The organism is Qipengyuania aurantiaca, from assembly GCF_019711375.1.
GTDB lineage: Bacteria > Pseudomonadota > Alphaproteobacteria > Sphingomonadales > Sphingomonadaceae > Qipengyuania > Qipengyuania aurantiaca.
In genome coordinates this window covers 1,734,059-1,754,239 of sequence record NZ_CP081295.1, presented here as the reverse complement: position 1 = coordinate 1,754,239, position 20,181 = coordinate 1,734,059, and the positions used below count along the sequence as shown (strand labels likewise).

General features: G+C 65.8%; 22 protein-coding genes and 1 tRNA gene. 8 read left to right on the top strand and 15 right to left on the bottom strand.

All coding sequences use genetic code 11. The annotated features are described in order from the left end of the window. Window positions 1-147: 147 nt before the first annotated feature. From virB11 to K3148_RS08485, 7 genes are all read right to left on the bottom strand, one after another. Window positions 148-1,113 (bottom strand): P-type DNA transfer ATPase VirB11, encoded by a 966-nt coding sequence (gene virB11 / locus K3148_RS08515; protein WP_247711526.1) that lies wholly within the window; start codon window positions 1,111-1,113, stop codon window positions 148-150. Between the two features lie 10 nt (window positions 1,114-1,123). After that, complete coding sequence (locus K3148_RS13905) at window positions 1,124-2,179, bottom strand: TraB/TrbI/VirB10 family type IV secretion system protein (RefSeq protein ID WP_247711525.1); 1,056 nt, start codon at window positions 2,177-2,179, stop codon at window positions 1,124-1,126. Continuing rightward, complete coding sequence (locus K3148_RS08505; protein WP_221424407.1) at window positions 2,176-2,859, bottom strand: TrbG/VirB9 family P-type conjugative transfer protein; 684 nt, start codon at window positions 2,857-2,859, stop codon at window positions 2,176-2,178. Before K3148_RS08505 ends, K3148_RS13905 begins: the two co-directional genes overlap by 4 nt. Next, window positions 2,856-3,686: a VirB8 family type IV secretion system protein gene (locus K3148_RS08500; RefSeq protein ID WP_221424406.1), complete on the bottom strand. Its 831-nt coding sequence runs from the start codon at window positions 3,684-3,686 to the stop codon at window positions 2,856-2,858. Before K3148_RS08500 ends, K3148_RS08505 begins: the two co-directional genes overlap by 4 nt. Continuing rightward, window positions 3,683-4,855 carry a TrbL/VirB6 family protein gene (locus K3148_RS08495; RefSeq protein ID WP_221424405.1) on the bottom strand — a complete coding sequence of 391 codons (1,173 nt, stop codon included), beginning with the start codon at window positions 4,853-4,855 and terminating at the stop codon, window positions 3,683-3,685. Before K3148_RS08495 ends, K3148_RS08500 begins: the two co-directional genes overlap by 4 nt. Before the next feature lie 2 nt (window positions 4,856-4,857). Continuing rightward, window positions 4,858-7,233, bottom strand: coding sequence for a VirB4 family type IV secretion/conjugal transfer ATPase (locus K3148_RS08490; RefSeq protein ID WP_221424404.1), 2,376 nt, complete (start codon window positions 7,231-7,233; stop codon window positions 4,858-4,860). A gap of 138 nt (window positions 7,234-7,371) precedes the next feature. After that, entirely contained in the window at window positions 7,372-7,683 is a 312-nt protein-coding gene (locus K3148_RS08485) for a TrbC/VirB2 family protein (RefSeq protein ID WP_425594636.1), read from the bottom strand. A gap of 332 nt (window positions 7,684-8,015) precedes the next feature. On the opposite strand from K3148_RS08485, the gene K3148_RS08480 reads away from it, so the two are divergent. After that, entirely contained in the window at window positions 8,016-8,303 is a 288-nt protein-coding gene (locus K3148_RS08480) for a VirB3 family type IV secretion system protein (RefSeq protein ID WP_221424403.1), read from the top strand. Window positions 8,304-8,378: 75 nt separating this feature from the next. Here the strand turns inward: K3148_RS08480 and ssb are convergent, their stop codons facing one another. The 5 genes from ssb to K3148_RS08455 form a co-directional block, all read right to left on the bottom strand. After that, window positions 8,379-8,915 carry a single-stranded DNA-binding protein gene (gene ssb / locus K3148_RS08475; protein ID WP_221424402.1) on the bottom strand — a complete coding sequence of 179 codons (537 nt, stop codon included), beginning with the start codon at window positions 8,913-8,915 and terminating at the stop codon, window positions 8,379-8,381. A 92-nt stretch (window positions 8,916-9,007) separates the two neighbouring features. Beyond that, a complete protein-coding gene (feoB, locus tag K3148_RS08470) occupies window positions 9,008-10,855 on the bottom strand; it encodes a ferrous iron transporter B (RefSeq protein ID WP_221424401.1) in 1,848 nt (615 codons plus the stop codon). Further along, window positions 10,852-11,091: a FeoA family protein gene (locus K3148_RS08465; protein ID WP_221424400.1), complete on the bottom strand. Its 240-nt coding sequence runs from the start codon at window positions 11,089-11,091 to the stop codon at window positions 10,852-10,854. Before K3148_RS08465 ends, feoB begins: the two co-directional genes overlap by 4 nt. Before the next feature lie 54 nt (window positions 11,092-11,145). After that, window positions 11,146-11,817: a COQ9 family protein gene (locus K3148_RS08460; protein WP_221424399.1), complete on the bottom strand. Its 672-nt coding sequence runs from the start codon at window positions 11,815-11,817 to the stop codon at window positions 11,146-11,148. Next, on the bottom strand, window positions 11,817-12,431 hold the full coding sequence (locus K3148_RS08455; protein ID WP_247711524.1) for an ankyrin repeat domain-containing protein: 615 nt from the start codon (window positions 12,429-12,431) through the stop codon (window positions 11,817-11,819). The genes K3148_RS08460 and K3148_RS08455 overlap by 1 nt, the downstream gene beginning before the upstream one ends. Before the next feature lie 82 nt (window positions 12,432-12,513). Here K3148_RS08455 and K3148_RS08450 point away from each other — a divergent pair, with 82 nt between their 5' ends. The 6 genes from K3148_RS08450 to K3148_RS08425 all read left to right on the top strand — a co-directional run bounded on the left by K3148_RS08450 (window position 12,514) and on the right by K3148_RS08425 (window position 16,631). Next, window positions 12,514-13,104, top strand: coding sequence for an SCO family protein (locus K3148_RS08450; RefSeq protein WP_345719525.1), 591 nt, complete (start codon window positions 12,514-12,516; stop codon window positions 13,102-13,104). Then, complete coding sequence (locus K3148_RS08445; RefSeq protein ID WP_221424397.1) at window positions 13,092-13,562, top strand: YcgN family cysteine cluster protein; 471 nt, start codon at window positions 13,092-13,094, stop codon at window positions 13,560-13,562. Before K3148_RS08450 ends, K3148_RS08445 begins: the two co-directional genes overlap by 13 nt. Then, on the top strand, window positions 13,559-14,281 hold the full coding sequence (locus K3148_RS08440; protein ID WP_221424396.1) for a M48 family metallopeptidase: 723 nt from the start codon (window positions 13,559-13,561) through the stop codon (window positions 14,279-14,281). The genes K3148_RS08445 and K3148_RS08440 overlap by 4 nt, the downstream gene beginning before the upstream one ends. Before the next feature lie 32 nt (window positions 14,282-14,313). Beyond that, window positions 14,314-14,784, top strand: coding sequence for a hypothetical protein (locus K3148_RS08435; RefSeq protein ID WP_221424395.1), 471 nt, complete (start codon window positions 14,314-14,316; stop codon window positions 14,782-14,784). Next, entirely contained in the window at window positions 14,765-15,748 is a 984-nt protein-coding gene (ribD, locus tag K3148_RS08430; protein ID WP_221424394.1) for a bifunctional diaminohydroxyphosphoribosylaminopyrimidine deaminase/5-amino-6-(5-phosphoribosylamino)uracil reductase RibD, read from the top strand. Before K3148_RS08435 ends, ribD begins: the two co-directional genes overlap by 20 nt. A gap of 265 nt (window positions 15,749-16,013) precedes the next feature. Further along, the gene (locus K3148_RS08425) at window positions 16,014-16,631 is read left to right on the top strand and encodes a riboflavin synthase (RefSeq protein WP_221424393.1); all 618 of its coding nucleotides are present in this window, start codon (window positions 16,014-16,016) and stop codon (window positions 16,629-16,631) included. Window positions 16,632-17,224: 593 nt separating this feature from the next. On the opposite strand, the gene K3148_RS08420 is transcribed toward K3148_RS08425, so the two are convergent. From K3148_RS08420 to K3148_RS08410, 3 genes are all read right to left on the bottom strand, one after another. Next, window positions 17,225-17,773 carry a GNAT family N-acetyltransferase gene (locus K3148_RS08420; protein WP_221424392.1) on the bottom strand — a complete coding sequence of 183 codons (549 nt, stop codon included), beginning with the start codon at window positions 17,771-17,773 and terminating at the stop codon, window positions 17,225-17,227. Between the two features lie 6 nt (window positions 17,774-17,779). Then, a complete protein-coding gene (locus tag K3148_RS08415) occupies window positions 17,780-18,961 on the bottom strand; it encodes an amino acid aminotransferase (RefSeq protein ID WP_221424391.1) in 1,182 nt (393 codons plus the stop codon). A gap of 87 nt (window positions 18,962-19,048) precedes the next feature. Next, window positions 19,049-19,849 (bottom strand): DUF1134 domain-containing protein, encoded by an 801-nt coding sequence (locus K3148_RS08410; RefSeq protein WP_247711523.1) that lies wholly within the window; start codon window positions 19,847-19,849, stop codon window positions 19,049-19,051. Between the two features lie 229 nt (window positions 19,850-20,078). Between K3148_RS08410 and K3148_RS08405 the strand changes: the two genes are divergently transcribed. Continuing rightward, window positions 20,079-20,170 (top strand) — tRNA-Ser (locus tag K3148_RS08405). Window positions 20,171-20,181 lie beyond the last annotated feature (11 nt).

Here is a 20,181-nt window from a genome sequence, read left to right as displayed (position 1 = left end):
TTGCTATCTACGGCGATCCTGTTTTGCCCCGGGCTCCGCTTGGGGAAGCCCTATCCGTTGCAAATACCTTAACCGACTGGGCCTTCGCAATTCGCCAGACGGCTTAGTGCCGCAGGCCTATGCCTAAGTGTATAGAACCCTGCGCGCCTACACCGTTAGCACGGTTTCCACCCGCCGCCGGCCGCCGCTGCGCCCCAGGTGGACGACGATATCGACCGAGCGCCGGACATACTGGACGATGTCTTCCCAGCTCATGCGCGGGCCCGTCTGGAGGACCAGCAGCGCCATCTGGTCGATTGCGCGTTCGGGCGAATCCGCATGGATGGTGCAGAGCGATCCGGGGTGCCCCGTGTTCGCCGCGCGCAGGAAGGTTATCGCCTCGCTGCCGCGTACCTCGCCAAGGATGATGCGGTCCGGGCGCATCCGGAGCGAGGCGACCAGCAAGTCCTCCGGCGAAACCTCCGCTTCGCCCATCGATCCGCGCGCCGCTACAAGCCCGACCGCGTTGGCATGGGCAAGGCGCAGCTCGGGCGTGTCCTCGATCAGCACCAGCCGCTCCTCTTCCGGGATTTCGGCAAGGAGCGCGTTGAGCATGGTCGTCTTGCCAGTCGAGGCCCCGCCGCACACCAGTACCGTCCGCCGCTGGAGCACGGCGGCGCGCAGCATATGCTCGACATCCTCGTAATCGGCCGGGTCGAACGGAGGGCGGGTCGCCTCCTCGCCATCCACGACCTTCACCTCGTCGAGCGATCCGAGGCGGCCCATATCGGCGAGCGAGAGGTCGGCGTTCACATGCTTGCGGATGGCGAGCGCGATGTCGCCGCGGGTAGCGGGAGGCAGGATGATCTGGATGCGCGAGCCGTCTGGCAGGTTGGCGGCGAGCAGCGGATGCTCGCGGCTGATCCCTTGCGCCGAGTGCGCCGCCACCTGCCGCGCAAGCCGCGACAAGACGCGGTCGGTCAGCCCCGGCGCGTCATGCCGGGCAATCGCGCCGCCAAGGCTTTCGGTCCAGATTTCGCCGGGACGGTTGACGTAAATGTCGGTCACATCGCCCTGCGACAGAAAGGGACCGAGCGGGGCGAGAAAGGTGTCGAGATAGACCTGCTGCGTCACGGGCGCGCCCTCAGCGGAACCGGGCCGAGAAATCGAGATCATGCGCAACGAAGACCGACACGCTGGTGCCGTGCTTGACCTTGAGCGTGGGCTGGATGTCCTGCCCCGTCGTGCCGGTAATCTGCGCCGAGTTGGGCAGGTTCACGATCACCGTATCGCCGCCAACCTGCCGCCCGGCCACCTGGACGCCGACATCGAGGATCGAGCGCATCAGCGCATCGCCGAAGCGTGCGAAGAAGTGCGAGTTGACCTTGCCCTTCACCCCTGCGCGCCCCAGCGGATCGGCAGACGGCGAGTCCAGTTCCATGATCACCCCTTCCGGCAGCATCAGCCGCGTCCACTGGACGAGCGCGCGCTTCTGGCCCCGCGCCACGCCGGCCTCGTAATTGCCGATCAGGCGGCTGCCCTTCGGGATGAGGACGCGCGATCCGTCGAAGCTGCTGACATCGCGCGAGACGATTGCGCGCACCGCTCCGGGCCGCGTGGAATCGAGCGCGGATTCGAGCACGGCGTGAATGACCGTTCCCTTGGGAATGGTCATGGAGGGATTGTCGAAGCGCACGAGGTATTTGCGCTCGGTCTCGGTCGGCTCGGCCATGGACGGCGCTTCCGCAGGTGCCAGCGGAGGCCGCTGGGCCACGCGCGTTACCGGGCGGGTCACCTCGCGCAGCGAGGGCGGCGGCGGTTCCTCGACATAGATCTCGTCTGGAGGCGAGAGCGGCTGCGGCTCGCGGGCCGCGGGTCGTGGCTGGGGGCGCGGCTCGGCGCGCGGCAGGGTGAAGACTGGCATCGGCGGTTCGTCGCTTTCATCGGGCATGATCAGGCCGAAATCGGGACGCAGCGCGCGATCGCTGGGGATTATCAGTTCGGGCGGCGAGGAAATCTGTCCCGCACCGGCCTCGGTCGGCACCATGACGTCGGGACTTGCGAGCGAACTTCGCCGCGCCTCGAGCGCGTAGAAAAGGAGCGCGCCGACCACCGCCATCACTCCTGCAAAGGCCCACACGCCGGTGCTTCCGGCGCGTCCTGCAACCAGCGGCAGGGCCCTGCCCTTCTCCTCGGTCATCGCCGCCCTCCCTCGCGCCGGCGCTGCGCCCGCGCCTTTTCCTTGTCGATGCGGAAGACGAGCTCGGCGTAGACGCGGTCGATGGTGTAGATCCCGCCGCGCATATAGCCTTCGACCATCTCTTCCTCGCCCGAGGGGCCGATGGCAAAGACGGCGGGCATGGCCTGTTTCTCGCCCCAGGTGAGATAGGTCTTCGTGCCATCGTCCGAAATTGCAGCGGGCTGCACCGCGCGATCGCCGCGCAGGCGGTACTGGCCGGTGTCGGGCGGGACTTCCTGTGGTTGCGCACCACCGGCGACGACAGGCAATTCCGCTGCACCGACCTGCACCACCAGCGGTGCCTCGCCCGCCTGCACGGGAACGAGATCGAATTCGTAAACCCCGCCCAGCGTTTCGACGGTCATCCGGGCAAACCCGATCTCGCTTTCAGGCACCAGCACGAGGCTGTCTCCCGACATGGAAACTCCGGGCCGGTAGATAGCGGGATCGCTGACCGTCACGTCGATGATCTGCTCGCCCTGCGGAAAGAGGATCGTCTGCGGCGTGCGCAGCGCCGTGTGCAGTGTCAGCCGCGCATCGCCGGAAACGGGAAGCATCGCCACGCGCGCATCCTCCTGCGCCAGCGCGCTTCCTGGCAAGGACGCGGCGCACAGGGCGAGCAGGAGCGCGAGAAATCTCACGGCGTTTCCTCCGTCTCGACCTCTGCTTCATCCGCATCGCCCGGGCGCGGGATCACGATGGCCGGCCTATCTGCCGCGGGGGAATAGGCTGGCGCAGAAGCGGGCGTATCGCCCAGATATTCGGCATCGCGGCGGTAGCGCATGACCTGGAAGCCGAGCGGATTGACCAGCCGGTCCTCGGCCGTCATCGCCTCGCCCGAGAAGCGGTAGCGCACGACCGATGCCCAGGATTGCGGCGCCTGCCGCTGGCCGCCCGGATCGGTGCGGTAGGTCGCATAACGAACCAGCGCCGTATCCGCGTTGATCGAGGAGATCGAACGGATCTCCACCTCGATCCGCGCCTGCCGTGGCAGGGTAGCGAGCTTGCTCGACGGGTTGCTCGCCTGCGCTTCGGCGACATAGCGGGTGCGCGCCTCGCCGCCCGACCACAGCGCAACGCGGCGGTAATCTTCCTGGAGCGTATCGATATCGAAGCCTTCGCGCGCGATGACATATTGCGCGAGGAAAGAGCGCGCCATCGCCTGTCCCGGAGTGATCGATTCCCCTTCGATCGGGTCGAGAGCCTGGATGTAGCCGGTCTGGCGGTCGACCAGCAACGTGTAGGGCTGCACGGTTTTCAGCGGCAGCATCACGACGATGGCCACGGCTTCCAGCAGCGCAATCACGCCCAGCGCAGCCGCCACCATCCACGCGGTCTTGCGCGAGGACGCCAGCGCCTCGTCGCGATCGGCCGACCAGCTTTGCGCCTCGCGGTAATAGCCCTTCAGCGGGCTGTCGGTGTCCTCCTCCGCCTCGCTCATTTCCCGGACCTCGCTGAACTGGTTCATCGTGCCTCATCCCTGTTGGTGCGGGACCGCGACGACGACATTCCCGAGCTTCTGTGCGTGCTGCCGAGCGGCTGCGGCCGCTGGATGACCTGGGTGGCCTGCTGCGCCGGGGCGGCGCTGCGCTGACCGGGCGCCTGTTCCAGCAGGACCACGGATGGATCGCGCCCGAAGCGCTGGTCACGCTCGATCGTGCGTGCCACCGAGGCCGCCACGGCCGGACCGTGCAACAGTCGGTCCTCGCGCGTGCTGGTCGAGATGGTCTGGAAACTGCGCACCTCCCGCCTACCCTGCGGCGCTTCGGTAGGGCTGCGCGCAAACAGCCTGGCCGAAAGCGAGGAGTTGAAGGCGATCCAGGCCGCGAAGGCGATCGCGCCAAAGCACATCAGCGCAAAGGCCAGCGTCATCGTCAGCCCCTCGGTCGGAGCGGACAGGGTCGGCTGGTCGGCGGCGCGAAGCTGGATCACGCCCTGCAACCACGGCTCCATCAGCGCAAGCTGGACCGAAAGCAGCAGCGAGACGAGGATGGTTGCGAGGAAGACCGCCACCAGCCCTTTGGCCCAGCCGGTGAAGATCGAGCGCGTGAAGCCGAACAGCAGCAGGCCCGCCACCAGAGGGGCCAGCGCGAGCAATATGCCACCGGTCAGCCGCACCAGCGACAGCGGGCCGAGCGTGCCGGTGAGGAAGGCGCTTCGGGTAAAGCCAAGCTGGAACCAGTCGCCCTGCTGCACGCCGCGCCGCCCCGCGCCGCGCTCGTTCATCAGCGCAAGCCCCTCGTCGACATTCTGAAGCCGGCTGGCGAGGCTGCCGTCCGATCCGGGGAGCTGCGCCGAACCGCCCACGGTCTGGACGATTTCGGCAGGGCCGCTCACCACCACATCATAGGCGATGGCCTTGAACGCCGGCCAACTGGTTGCCAGCGTCAGGACGATCACCAGCCGGAGGGCGTGGCTCGCCAGATCGTGGCCGAAAATCGGATAGCCGAGCGCAATGCGCAGGCCGAACAGCGCAACGAAGATGACCAGCACGGCCGTCAGCGCCACCGAGAGGGTGGAGCCGGGCTCGGACAGCGCCATGTAGCCGAAGCTGCCGATCGACTGCGCTTGGCAATCGACGTGTTCGAGCGCGCTTTCGAGATAGCGTTCGCCGGTGCGGATGGCGTTGCAGGCCATAGTCAGACCCTCTCCATCAGCGGGGCCAGCCAGCCCTCGGGATCGGTGCCGGTTTCCTTGACCAGCTCGTCGAACACGCGGACCGTGCTTTCGCGACCCGACAGGATCGTGAGCATGTCCTTCTCGCCTTCGAGATTGAGGCGCGCGACCACGCTTTCGTTGCCGCGCTTGATCAGGAAGCAGTGCGACTGGTCGGGCAGCTTGCGGACCAGTTCGAGTTCGTGCGGGGTGAGGCCGAAGCCGTCGATGTAATCCTCTTCGCGGGCCTTGGGATTGACCATGAATATCTGCACCGCGGCCTGTTCGATGATGGCGCTGGCAATTTGGCTCTCCAGCGCATCGCGCGCGCTTTGGGTGGCGAAACCGACAATGCCGTTGCGCTTACGGACGGTCTTTTCCCAGTCCTTGATCCGGCGAACGAAGACCTCGTCGTCGAGCGCCTTCCAGCCTTCGTCGACCACGATGATCGTGGGCGATCCGTCGAGCCGTTCCTCCACCCGGTGGAAGAAATAGAGCAGGGCGGGCGTACGTTCGACCGGATCGTCCAGCAACGCGGTGATGTCGAAACCGATGGTCCGGGCGGCAAGATCGGTGCGGTCGATTTCATTGTCGAACAGCCAGGCCCGCTTGCCCTCGCCCCACCAGGGCTTCATCCGCGAATAGAGGTCTCCTGCCTTCGGCTTGGTCTGGCCGCGCAGCAATTCGACGAGGTTACGAAGGCGGCGATGCTCGTCGGCCTGTTCGAAATTCGTGTCCACCGCATCGCTGATAAGCTCGGCTTCCTCCGTGTTTGCGCCGCCTGCCAGAAGCGTCAGCCAGTCGACGAGGAACTGGCGGTTGGCCGGCGTGTCCTCGATCTGCAGCGGGTTGAGGTCGGAGGAGATGCCCGGACGCAGCCGGTCATACTGCCCGCCGATCGCGCGCACGAAGAGCTCCGCCCCGCGGTCCTTGTCGAAGAAGATGATCCGCGGATTGATCTTGCGCGCCTGCGCGAGAAGAAAGTTGAGCACCACGGTCTTGCCCGATCCCGACGGCCCGATGACGGTGAAATTGCCGAGGTCGTTCAGGTGGAAGCTGAAGAAATAGGGGCCCGCCGCCGTAGTCTCGAACAGCGTGATCGCATCGCCCCAGTGGTTGCCCTGCGCCTGCCCGACGGGGAAATTATGAAGGCTCGCCAGCCCTGCAAAATTGCGCGTCGAGACGAGACCCTTGCGGGGGATATATTTGAAGTTGCCGGGAAACTGCGCCCAGAAGGACGGCTCCAGCGCGATCTCCTCGCGCACGCCCACCACGCCCAGATCGGCGAGCGCGGCGATGATCTCGGCTACCTCGCGGTCGAGTTCTTCGAGGCTGTCGGCGTGGACGGCAATAGTGGCGTGGTGCTGCCCGAAGCCCGCGCGCCCGGCGGCGACATCGTCCTTCGCGTTGGTGAGGTCATCGCGCAGCGACAGCGCCTCGTCATCGGTGGAGCGCATCCGCCGCAGCACGTAGTTCATCTCGCGCAGAGCCTCGCCCCGCTCCACGAAAGCGAAGGATTGGGTGACGACCATCTCGAACGGCATGCGGTAAAGCTCGTCGAACATTCCCGGCATGGTCTGCGTCGGGTAATCCTTGATCGAGACGATGGCCCCGAAGCTGCGGTCCACCCCGCCCAGTTCGTCGCGCTCGAACGCGCGGTGGCCGAAGCTGACCCGGCGTGCGGGCAGGTAGTCATTCACCGGCCCGTGCGGCAGGGCGATGGGGCGCATCTCGGCGTTGTAGAGATAGGACAGGAATTCGAGCGGTTCGGAGCGATAGCCGCCCGGCGTGTCGTAGACGCTCAGCACATGCGGCGAATATTGCCCCAGCGCGGCGGTCAGCGCCTGTGTTGCGCTATGTAGCGAGCGCAATTCCCCGGCGCGCTGGGCTGCGCGATCGGCGGCGACTTGCCGCGTGAGAAACGTCCGCGCCCGGTCGAGCAGGCCGACGCGCCCCTGCATCGGGCGGCGCACGATGGTGAGGAACAGGTCGTTCACATACATCTTGCGCGCCGACAGCCGCTCGCGCCAGCGGCGGTCGAGCGTGCGGGAGAACTGGTCGGGAAACTCGCCTTCCATCACGTCTTCCGCCCGGCGGCGCAGGACATGATGGTAAATCGCGAATTGCGAGGAGCCGACCGCGCGCATCATCGCATCGCGCAGCTCCGCGCGGTAGTTCAGTTCGGCCGTGTCGGAGGTTTCGAAGAGGAAGCCGCCCAGCCGGATCGTCTGCATCAGCAGCCCGTCGCGCGTTTCCAGCGTCACATCGTCGACATGCGCGAGATAGGGCAGGTGCTCGCCGGCACCCTTCTCGCGCGCGGCGGCACGAGGATCGAGGGTCAGGCGCTCAGCAAGAGGCATCCGCTGTGGCCGGGCTTGGGACGATGAGCAGGGTCATCGTCCTTAGGCGCACGCGACCACACGCGCTGAAATTTGCCAATCGCGACGTCCGGTTTTCCGGTCTGTGTCGGATCGATGGAAGGGGTTGCTGCGGCCAAGTTACCCTCCCGCCGCAGAACGGATGCCGCCGACGATGGTCGCGGCACCGAAGAGGATGAAGCAGCCGAGGATGACTACCGCGCCGTGGCGCCAGTTGATCCGCCCGGTCAGCATGGCGAAGCCCACGGCAGCCACTGCGATGACGGCCGCAACCGTGGCCGCGGTGCCGAGCAGCGTGCCCTGGAGCCAGGACAACGCATCGACAATCACGCTCGAACCTTCGGGATCGGGCAGAGCCGCCGACGCCGAACTCGCCGTCAGCGCGGCAAATGCTGTCGCAACCGTTTTCCAGATCGAATGAGCCAAGGCCACCACCCCCGTGATATTTGGACCTTGCCGGAAGCTGCCACGATCTTTGCTTTTGAGTCAACGAATTTACAATAAATCAGCATATTCGCGGATTTCATTTACAAACTATCTATACATTTGGATATAGACCTAAGGCATTATATTGGATTGAGAATATCCATTACTTGATGCTTGTAGATATGGTGACTTATGGACGTGAAGGGGATTTTCCGTGAAACTTACCTACCCGGCATCACTCTAGTTAATCGCAGTCAATCGAATACTCTTACTTAACTTCTACTTGAACCTATGCTACGAGCCGAGCATGCGCAGCGCAGGAGGGGAGGGGACTCACGATGCCGGACCGGTTAAACCAAGATGCCGTTTTCGTGGCCCTCACACGGCCGCAGATGTTTGCGGGTGTGACCTTCACCTTCTTCGTGATCAACGCGATCCTCGCGGTCGAGCTGTTCCTGATCTTCCGCGCCTGGTGGGTGATCCTCATCGCGCTGGCCGTCCACGCGCTGGGCGTGCTCGCCTGCCTGCGCGAACCGCGGATCTTCGACCTGTGGCTGACCAAGGTCCGCACCTGCCCCCGGGTTAAGAACTATCGCCTTTGGCGGTGCAATTCCTACCGGCCCTGAGCTTCCCACCCATCGATAGCAAAAGGGCCGCAGCGTTCGTCACGCCGCGGCCCTGATGTGCTTGCGCCCTAAGGCTTAGAACGGGATGTCGTCGTCGAGATCGTCGTAGTTCGAGCCGCCGCCCGACTGGCCGCCGCCGGAGCCGCCTCCGCCCTGGTTCCAGCCGCCACCCGACTGGCCGCCTCCGCTGCCGCCGCCGTAATCGCCGCCGCGCGAGCCGCCACCACCGTAGCCGCCACCGCCGCCGCCCGAGCCGCCCTGCGGGCCGTCGAGCATGGTCAGCGTGCCGTTGAAGCCGCGCAGCACGACTTCGGTCGAATAGCGGTCGTTACCCTGCTGGTCCTGCCACTTGCGGGTCTGCAGCTGGCCTTCGACGAAAACCTTGCTGCCCTTGCGCAGGAAGCGTTCGACGACGTTGATCAGGCCTTCGGAAAAGATCGAGACGGTGTGCCATTCGGTCCGTTCCTGCCGTTCGCCGGTGTTGCGGTCCTTCCACTGCTCGCTGGTCGCGATGCGCAGGTTGGCGACCTTGCCGCCATTGGGGAAGCTGCGGATTTCCGGGTCTGCGCCCAGGTTTCCGATCAGCATGACTTTGTTGAGGCTACCGGCCATCGATTCGTCCTTTTCGAATGTGTTGCGGACGGACCTAACGGCCCTCGCGAGTCGGTTCTAGGGTTGCGGGCACCGTTTCCACCGGAGCGGACCTAAAGCCCGAGGCTTACCGCGATCCAGTACGTCGCCCCGGCCGCGATCCACGCCAGCGCGAAGAGATAGACCACCATGACGATGGGCCATTTCCATCCGTTCGTCTCGCGCCGGGCGACCGCGATGGTCGAGAGGCATTGCGGGGCGAAGACGAACCACGCGAGGAAGGCGAGCGCGGTGGGCAGGCTCCACAGGGCGGCGATCTTGGCGGTCACGCCTTGTGCCGCGAGATCCTCGTCCTCGGCATCCACGGCGTAAGTCGTGGCAAGGGCGGAGACGGCCACTTCGCGCGCGGCGATGGCGGGGACCAGCGCAAGGCTCATTTCGCGGTTGAAACCGACCGGTTCCAGCACCGGGTGGATGGTGTCGGCCACCGCACCGGCATAGCTCGCGTCGAGCTGGCTTTCGCCCGGCTCGGCCTTGGGGAAGGACAGCAGCACCCACAGCGCGATGGTCGCGACGAAGATGATCGTGCCCGCGCGGCGCAGGAAGACCCAGGCGCGCTGCCACAGGCCGATGGCGAGGTCCTTGATTCGTGGCAGCTGGTACCGCGGCAGTTCCATGATGAAGCCCGAAGCCGCGCCCTTGGTCACCGTGCGCCGCAGAACCAGCGCGACCACCATCGCGCCGACGATGCCCGCGACATAAAGCGCGAAGAGGACGAGGCCCTGCAGGCCCACGCCCGGCCCCACGCTCGTCTGCGGAATGACGGCGGCGATGATCACGGCATAGACCGGCAGGCGCGCCGAACAGGTCATAAGCGGGGCGATCAGGATCGTGGTCAGCCGGTCCTTGGGATCGGAGATGCTGCGCGTCGCCATGATGCCGGGAATGGCGCAGGCGAAGCTGGAGAGCAGCGGGATGAAGCTTTTGCCCGACAGGCCCACGCCCGCCATCAGCCGGTCCATCAGGAAGGCCGCGCGCGCCATGTAACCGCTCGCTTCCATCACGAGGATGAAGGCGAAGAGGATGACAATCTGCGGCAGGAAGACGACGACCGAACCGACACCGGCGAGCACGCCTTCGGTCAGGAAATCGCGGAAGAGGCCGGGCGCCATAGTCTCGGTGACGCCTTGCGAGATCACGCCCACCCCGCCTTCCAGCGCATCGGCAAACGGCGTCGCCCAGGCGAAGACCGCCTGGAAGATGACGAACAGTAAGCCAAACAGGATGACCGGGCCGAGCCACGGGTTGAGCAGGATCTTGTCGACCCCGTTCTCGATCGTGTGGCGGGTCGATTTCGACAGGATCGCGCCCTTGGCCATGTGCTTGGCCGACAGGCGACGCTCCGGCAGCGTCAGGTGCCAGCGGCGGTGCGCTTCCTCGTCCGCATGGGTCTCGGCCTCGGCGATGGCGGCGTTGAGTTCGTTGATCCCGCGACGGCGCACCGCAACGGTCGGGATGACCGGCACGCCGAGCGATTCGGACAGCGCCTGCGGATCGAGCGTCAGCCCGTCGCGCTCGGCAAGATCGACCATGTTGAGCGCGACCACGGTGGGCCGCCCGAGTTCGAGCACTTCCTGCGCGAAGACGAGATGCTGCTCGAGATTGGCCGCGTCGATCACGATGACCAGCACGTCGGGCACGGCCTCGCCTTCGAACGTGCCCTTCACCACGTCGCGGGTGACGGCTTCGTCCGGGCTGGCCGCGTCGAAGCTGTAGGAGCCGGGCAGGTCGAGCAGTTCGACCGGCTCGCCATTCGGCAGGGTCATGCGCCCCGCCTTGCGCTCCACGGTGACGCCGGCGTAATTGGCGATCTTCTGGCGCGCGCCGGTGAGCGCGTTGAACAGCGCCGACTTGCCCGAATTGGGATTGCCGACGAGGGCGGCGGTGCGTTTCCGGCTCATGCGGCCTCCACGCTGATCGCCCGCGCATGGGCGCGGCGGATGGCGATGGTCATGTTGCCGAGACGCATGGCGATGGGATCGCGGGTCCCGAAAACGCCGCGGTGGACGATGGCCACTTCCGCCCCCTCGTCTACGCCGAGCGCCTTGAGGCGCTTGCCTTCATCCTCGGCCAGGGAAGCCCAGTCCACGCCGGTAATGCGCGCATTTCGCCCGCTGTCGAAACCGTCCAAAGTCATGCGCCCCGCCCTGTCAGAGCGCGGCGCTAATTGCAACTGGTTATCAATAGCGTTTCAGCGCGCCGGATAGCGCAGGCGGCCGAGGAAGCGGGTGACGCTGAAACTCTCGCGATCGGGGTTCAGCCACTTGGCCTTGACCTTCTCGAACTGCATCACGCCTTCGATCCGGCGGTCGAGGAAGGCGCGGGTCTCGGCCTTGTCCTCGCTCGTATCGTCGGCGAACACCGCCAGCGTCGCGCCGTAGATCGAGGCGAGGATCGCGCGCTTTGTATAGTGGTTGTAGTCGGTCGCCGTATCGCCCGCGAGCCGCCACATGACGTCGGCGGTCTGCCAGCCGCGCTTGGTCGAGCGCACGACGTTTTGCGGCATGGCCATGATGGCCAGCGCGCGGCGCAGCGCCTCTTCCTGCCCCGCCACCGCGTCGAGGCGGAACTGGACCAGCGCGCGGATACGCTCGCGGATCTTCATCGCCGCCATGACCTCTTCCGGGAAGGCGGCGGCCATGGCCATATCGACCGCTTCGATCCAGGCGAAGACCATGTCGATCGCGCCGCCCTTGAAGGCGAGCCGCGCCACGTCGAGATCGGCGCCCATCTGCTCGGCCGCCATGGTGAGCGCCTCGTCGCTCCAGCCGTCGAACACGGCGGCATCGGCAATGGCCGGGGCGAGCGCGAGGCGCAGTTCGTCGAGCGTCAGGTCGGCGATGTCGGGAGCGGTATCGTCCATCAGCTCGGGCCGTAGGTTTCGGCTTCGCCCTCGTCCGAGGTTTCGCCCTTCTCGATCGCGTCGAGCGTGCCCGAGCGCGCGCCCATCAGCGTGGCGTAGTCACGTGCCGAGCGGCCCGAATTGTCGGCCCGGTCGGGGCTGGCGCCCTGCTCGACCAGCATTTCGATCATTTTGAGGTCGCGGCGGTGGACGGCGCTGATCAGCGGGGTCTCGCCCGTTGCATCGGACACGTCGACATTCGCCCCGCCCTTGATCAGTCGCTCGACGCCTTCGATGAAGCCGAGCTGCGCGGCGATCTGGATCGGATACACGCCGTTCTTGTCGGCGATGTTGGGATTGGCGCCGCGTTGCAGCAGGAACTTCACCCAGGTCAGGTCGCGCCGCTGGACCACGGCGTGCAGCGCGGTTTCGCCGGTGCCGATCTCGCGCGCGTTGACGATGGTGTTGCCCGGCTCATCGAGCATCTGGGTGGCCACCGTACCGTCCCGGTCGCGCACCGCCTTGATGAACTTGTAGCCATCGGTCTGGAACTGCGCGGCGAGCGGGCTCGCCAGCATGGCCAACACCGTTCCTGCAACGACGACACCCTGTTTGAATCCGCTGCGCACTGACACTCTACTCCGCTCGATTATTCGCAATTTCCTGAGGGGCGCACCCTTGAATGCGCGCCGTTAGCAGACCATGAACCGTGCTGTCATGTCCTTCAAGTCCGCAAGCCTCCCCGCCTTCCTCTTTCTGGCCGCCTGTTCCAGCGAAACGCCGCCGCCTGCGGAAGGGCCGCCGCTCGAAGGCGCGGCGCTCGGCGGGGATTTCACGCTTGTGGGCGAGGACGGTGAAGAGGTCAGCTGGTCCGATTACGACGGGCGATATCGCACGATCTACTTCGGCTACGCCTATTGCCCCGATGTCTGCCCGACCGACAACCAGCGCGCAATGGCGGGTCTCAAGCGGTTCGAAGAGGAGAACCCGGAAGCGGGCGCCAGGATCCAGCCGCTGTTCGTCAGCGTCGATCCCGAGCGCGATACGCCCGAAGTGCTGACCGAATTCACCGACGCCTTCCACCCGCGCCTCATCGGGATGACCGGGACCAAGGAACAGCTCGACGCTGCCGCCGCCGCCTTTGCCGTCTTCTATGGCCGGGGCGAGGATTCGCCCGGTGGCGGCTATCTCATGGAGCATTCCAACATCACCTATCTCTTCGGACCCGAGGGCGAGCCGCTAGCGACCCTGCCGACCGATGAAGGGCCCGAAGCGGTGGCCGCGGAACTGGCGAAATGGGTGCGCTGAGGGATCGCTTCTGGGAGAGGCCGCTGGCCGATCTCAACCGGCAGGAATGGGAAGCGCTGTGCGATGGCTGCGGACGCTGCTGCCTGCACAAGGTCGAATATGAAGACACGGGCGAGATCGAAGAGACCAATGTCGCCTGCACGCTGCTCGATTGCCAGACCGCGCGCTGCAAGGACTATGCGAACCGCAAGGCCTTCGTCCCCGATTGCCTGCGCCTGACCCTCAAGTTGGTCGACCGTGTGCCGTGGCTGCCTGACACCTGCGCCTATCGCCGCCGCGCCGACGACCGGCCCCTGCCCCGCTGGCATTACCTGCTGACGGGCGATCGCGAGGCGGTGATCGCAGCCGGAGTATCGGTGGCAGGCCGCGTGATCAGCGAGGACGAGGCCGGTCCGCTCGAACACCATATCGTCGAGTGGGCTGACGGCGAAGAGGAGCGGGAGGAAGACGCGGCATGATCGAATGGCTTCGCGACGCGCATCTCGAACCCGAGATCGAGATCGCCGGCCGCCTCCTGCCGATCGAACTGCGCCGCCACCCGACCGCCAAGCGCCTGACCCTGCGGCTCGCGCCTGACGGCAGCGCGGTGCGGATTACCCTGCCGCGCTGGTGCGCCTCGAAGGAGGCCATCGCCTTCGCCCATGCCCGCGCCGAATGGCTAGCGCAGCAGGTAGCAAAGGTTCCGCAGCCGCGCGATCCGGCCGCCGAACGCGCGCTCGACTATCGCGGACGCCGCTTGTCGGTGGACTGGAGCGCGGAGGCGCCGCGCAAACCCGCTCTGTCCGAAACCGAGCTGCGCATCGGCGGACCCGAGGACACGCTCGGCACGCGACTGTCGCGCTGGCTGGAGGCGCAAGCGCTTGTCCTGTTCGAGGAGGATGCCGGGTTTTATTGCGCGCGTGCCTCCCTGCCCGTGGCTCCCGTCCGCCTGACCCGCGCCAAGCGCCGCTGGGGGAGTTGTTCGAGCGAGGGTGTGCTGCGGTTGAACTGGCGGCTCGTGCAGGCCCCCGACACAATCCGCCGCTCTGTCGTCGCGCACGAAGTCGCGCACTTGGTCCATTTCGACCATTCGCCCGCCTTCCATGCCCTGCTCGGCTCGATCTACGAGGACGATATCGAAGCGGCAAACCGCTGGCTCTCGCAGCACGGGCGCTCGCTCTACGCCAGCTTCGGCTAGCGTTCATCGCCGCGGCGTATTAAGTAACCGTCATGCGCATTCGATCGAGGTTCAACGCCGCCGGCGGCATTGCCGATTTCTGGAACGAGTGGAAGAAGCCAACGCCCCACCGCTGGCCGATCCTGGCAGCGTCCTTCCTTATGACGGGCACGCTGTTCTTCTGGCTGACCAAGGAAGAATATTACTACCCGCCCGAAGTGCCGCAGGTGACCTATATCACCACCTTCGCCGAAGGCCGGACCGACGAGGAAATTCGTCAGTCCAATCTCGAGAACCAGGCCCTCAAGGAAGAGCGGCAAGCCGAGCGCGAACGGATCGAGCAGCGCCGCCGCGATATCTACAAGGCGATCGGCGCGGCCACCGGCGTCGATGTCGACGCGATGGAGGCCGAAGCCGAGGCCGAACGCGCTGCCGAAGAACAGGCCGAGCGCGAGCGGCTCGAAGGCCTTTTCGGGGGTCGCGACGGCAATTCGGGCGAGCAGATTGATCCCGACGGCGAGTGACACGCGCTGGCTGGACGCGGCCGCGCGGCTTGCCTCGCGCGGGCGGCCGCTTGCCCGGCCCAATCCGGCGGTAGGCTGTGTCCTCGTGAAAGAAGGCCAAGTGATCGCGCGCGGTTGGACGCAAGAAGGCGGGCGGCCCCATGCCGAGGCGGTCGCACTCGAACAGGCGGGCAACGCGGCGCGCCGAGCCACCGCATACGTAACCCTCGAACCATGCGCCCATCGCTCGACACGCGGTCCGGCCTGCAGCGACCTGCTGGTCGAGGCGGGGGTTGCGCGCGTGGTGGTCGGCGCGCTCGATCCCGATCCGCGCACTTCGGGCGAGGGACTCGAACGGCTGCGCCGCGCCGGGATCGAAGTCTCGCAAGCCACTACGCCCGCCGTCGAAGCGAGCCTTGCGGGCTATCTCATCCGCGCGCATCTCGGGCGGCCCCATGTCACGCTGAAGCTCGCCCTTTCGCTCGACGGCTGCATCGCCATGGCCGACGGGTCGAGCCAGTGGATCACCGGCGAGGAAGCGCGCGCCCATGTCCATTCGCGCCGCGCGATGAGCGACGCGATCCTCGTGGGCGGCGGCACCTGGCGGCAGGACAAGCCGGGCCTCGATGTGCGGCTTGTGGGGCTGGAGGAGCGCAGCCCGGCGCGCGTCCTCCTCTCCCGCGGCGTCCCGCCCGACGGGGTGAAAGTCATCAACGATCCCACCCAGATCGCGCAGCTCGAGGGCGTGCAATACCTCTATGTCGAAGGCGGCGCGGGCGCGGCTGCGAGCTTTCTGGAAGCCGATCTCGTCGACCGGCTTGAAATCTACCGCGCGCCCATCCTGATCGGCAACGGCGCGCCGGCGCTTGGCGATATCGGGCTCGGCAGCCTTGCCGAGGCGCATGGCCGCTGGGTACTGGCCGAGACCCGGCAGCTTGGCAGCGACACCTACACCGCCTATCGCCGCACCAGACAGGAGGCGTAGGCCGTGAACCCATGGGCCGCGCCATCGAGGTTTGAGTCAAAATAGCTCAGCCCAAGGAGAAAAAGCGCAGGAATATGTCAATATTTCAAGATTTTTGGACGCCGGGATGGGCTATTTTGGCCAAATCCCGTAGGGACAGCGAAATGGCTTCCATCTCGAACCGCAAGACGCTTGGAATGGCAATGAGCCTTACCGGCGCGCCTTCCGGCCCGATATGTTCGCCATTGCGCTGCCTCGATAGCGCGGCCCATGGGTTCACGGCCTGATGTTCACCGGCATCGTCACCGCCATCGGCACCATCGAAAGCGTCGAGCAACGCGGCGATACGCGCGTGGTGGTCGCCTGTCCGTTCGATCCCGACGCCATCGACATCGGCGCCTCGATCGCCTGCTCGGGCGTGTGCCTGACCGTGGTGACGCTGGGCGGCACGAAGGGCGACGCGCGCATCGGCTTCGATGTTTCGGGCGAGACCGTCAGCCGCACCGTGCCGGGCATGTGGGAGCAGGGCCGCAAGCTGAACCTCGAACCTGCCCTGCGCCTCGGCGACGAGCTGGGCGGCCACCTCGTCACCGGCCATGTCGACACGGTGGGCGAGGTCGTCTCCAAACGCGAAGAGGGCGGCTCCTGGCACTTCGCCATCCGCATCAGCCGCGCCTTCGCCCCCTTCGTGGCGGAAAAAGGCTCGATTACCGTCGACGGCGTCTCGCTGACCGTAAACAACGTGCGCGACCGCACCGACGGCACCTGCGACTTCGCGCTCAACATCATTCCCCACACCGCCGAAGTGACGACGCTGGGCGATCTGGCGGAAGGCGACAGCGTCAATCTCGAGATCGACGTGCTGGCGCGGTATCTGAAGCGGATGCAGAGCTTGGCGGGGTAGTGGCGACTAACGACCGGATTGCGGACGTTGCGGTTCTTCTGCAGAAATTACCCTGACGCAATGATTGTAAGAAGCGATGTATGGGATTGTTGAGGAAATACCGATCATACCTAGAAGATGCATACACTAGGCATGGGTACGGAGCGATCCGCCGGGTGGGCTTTTGGTGGATGCTCTGCATCCTTCCGATATTCGTGGTCGAACCTGGATCGCCGATAGGCATTCCGTTGTTGTTCGTGCTTGGCTCGATAATGATGACAGGCTTAATCTACTCGGCATGGCATTTGTGTGGCATCGCCCTGAGGCGTTCCAATGCTGAAGCCCAAAGGCTTGAGGACGAAGAGTGGGAGCAATTCGATTGACTGTCGGTCAGCAGCCATAATCCTTTGCAGATTCCGCTTTCCACCCAATAGCTGACGTTTCCTACCCTGCGATGTTTTGCCACATCCTTACGGATGAACCGGGACCGTTCACGACCTGAGTTTGCGCGCCCGCGGGTCGGCTTTACCTCGGGGGATTTTCTTCCCCAAGACCGTGCTCCACCCGCTCCATCCTGTAGCGCTGCCCTGCGGCAGTCCTACTTCGGTCCTACATCACGCAAGCGGGCCGTTCTCGAACGCCTCGCGGGTGATGGCGTACACCAGATGCACCACGCGCTTGCCCTGGTAGCGCTCCAGTTCGTAGCGTTCGGTGCGCACCGCGCCGATGGCTTCCAGCGCGTTGCGCGAGCGGTAGTTGGTGTCGCCGACGCGGAACTCGACCACGTCGGCCGCCGCGAAGGCATGGCCGAGCATGGCGCTCTTCATCTCGTGGTTGAGGCCCTTGCCCCAGCACATGGGCGCAAGGAAGGTCCAGCCGATCTCGATCACGTCGCCTTCCTCGTCCAGCTCGACCTCGCCGTAGCGCGAGTGGCCGACGATTGCAGAGTCGCTCTTGCGCACCACGGTCAGCCCTCCGCCCGAGCCGAGGCTTTCGTCGAAGAAGGCGTCGAAGACCTCGCGCCGCCAGCGGTCGTGAATGGGGTGCTGTTCCCACACGGCAGGGTCGGACGCGATGGCGTAAAGCGCCTCGCGGTCCTCCCCGGTAAGCGGGCGCAGGTGCAGCCGCTCGGTCTCCAGCACGGGTTGCCCGTCGAGCGTCATACCCGGTCAGCCCTTGGTCACATCACCCAAGGCGGCGATGAACTTGTCGATATTGCCCGCGTGCAAGCCCGCCACGTTGATGCGGCCCGAACCGGCCATGTAGATCGCGTGGTCCTCGCGCAGGGACGCGATCTGGTCCTTGGTGAGCGGCAGCATGGCGAAGAGGCCGTTCTGTTCCGCAAGCGCGGCAAGGCCAAGGCCCGGTACCTCGTTGTCGGCCGCACCCAGACGATCGCGGACGCGGCGCATGCGGGTGCGCATCTCGTCCAGTTCTTCGAGCCAGGTCGAGGTCATGCCCTCGTCTTCCAGCAGCAGGCGCACCGCCGCGCCGCCGTGATCGGGCGGCATGGACCAGTTGGCGCGGGCCAGCGCGTTGGCGTTGGAGGCGATGGCGGCAAGCTGCCCCTCCTCGCGCGCCATCATGTAGAAGGCGCCCACACGGTCGCGATAGAGGCCGAAGTTCTTGTCGCAGCTATAGGCGATCAGCGCCTCGGGCACCTTGGCGAGCACGGCGCGCACGCCGGCGACGTCTTCTTCCATGCCCTGCCCCAGGCCCTGGTAGGCGATGTCGAGGATCGGCAGCAGGCCGGTTTCGGCGAACGCATCGGCAATCGCGGCCCATTGCGTGTCCGTGTAGTCGATGCCGGTCGGGTTGTGGCAGCAGCCGTGCAGCAGCACTGCCCCGTCGCCCTTGGCATCGCGGATGGCGCCGAGCACGGCGGCGAGATCGGCCGTGCCATCCTCGCTCGCGTGGTTGAACGTGACGACCTCCACCCCGACATCCTCGAGGATCTGGGCGTGGTTGGGCCAGCTAGGCACGCCGAGGAAGATGCGCTTCACACCGGCCTTCACGGCCAGCGCGACGGCAAGGCGGACCGCGCCCGTACCGCCCGGGGTCTGCATGCCTTCGATCCGCGACGCGAGCGGCGAGCCTTCGCCGAAGATATAGGGCATCAGCGCCTTCACGAAGCCGCCGTCGCCTTCGGGGCCGAGGTAGCTCTTGCTATCCTGCACGTCGAGCAGCTTGCGCTCCGCCTGCTTGATCGCGCGGAAGACCGGGGTCGCGCCCTCATTGGTGCGATAGACGCCGACACCGAGGTCGATCTTGTCGTCGCGGCTGTCGGCCGCGTGCATCTTGATCAGGGCGAGAAGGGCGTCGGGCGCTTGTGCGGAGAGTGTGTCGAGCATGGCTCGCTCTTTGCGCAGATATGCGAAAGGCCGCAACCTCAATCGCGGTTGCGGCCCCTCAAATGGCGCTTGTTTTCGTATGCCGGACTAGAACGGCAGCCACTTCTGCTTCTTGGAGAACTTCATGTAGCCCGCGTTGACGCCGAGGCGCAGGCCCGCGCCGACGCGGATCGGGATCAGCACGACATCGCCCTTGCGCACATAGCTCGCGTTAAGGCCGCCCACCGCATACGCCGTGCCTTCGGCGGCGGGGAAGCGTTCGTAGAGCTCCTCGGTGTCGTAAAGGTTGTAGACGAGGACGAAGGTGCTGCCCGCATTCGCGCCCGCGTCGAAGCCAACCGAGGGGCCGGTCCAGTAGACGGGCATTTCGCCCTCTATCTTGTGGAACAGCGTGCCCGAACCGTAGCGCGCGCCGACGATGAAAGCCCCGCCTGCCTCGCGGCCCACGATATAGCCGTTTGGCTCGCCCTGGTCCTTGAGGAGCTTGCGGATCATCTTGGCGACGCCTTCCGCGCCCTTGCCGAACACGCCTTCGGCCGCACCGATGAGATCGTCCTCGCGATAGGTGGTGGAAGAGGCATCGGCGGCGGCGACTTCCGCCGTCTCGCCAGTCGCGACGTCCGCCTCGGCTTCGGTCTCGTTCCACTGCGGTTGCGTTTCAGCCTGCGCCTCGGCCTCCCAGCCGTAACCCGGCTCGCTTTCGGCGGCCGGTGCGGCGCTCTCGTCCACCGGGGGAAGCTCGCTGCCGCCCGGCTGTTCCAGATCGCCATCGATCGGCGCGTCCCAGGCCGCGTCGGGGTCGACGCTTTGGACCTGCGCGACGAGCGGGGTCGCGGCCAGCGAGAAGGCAGCCATCAGGGTGCTTGCGAGTTTGGTGACGGTGTTCATTTCGATCCCTTTGTCCGGCGTCGGGGGCAGGCGCGCAGGGCGCTGCACCGCAAACAGAATCCCATTCGAGCACCCGCGCAATGAAAGGGCGATGAACCGAATCCGAAACGCGCCGAAACGAGTCTCAGGGGCGCTCGGTGGACTGAATTGGAAAGCGCCCGATTTCTTCCTTGAAGGGTGCCCAAGTGCTGGCTATAGCGCGCCCCTCGCAGCCGATGGCCAGCGATGCGGAGACGTGGGTGAGTGGCTGAAACCAGCTCCCTGCTAAGGAGCCATACCTGGTAACGGGTATCGAGGGTTCGAATCCCTCCGTCTCCGCCATTTTCCCTTGA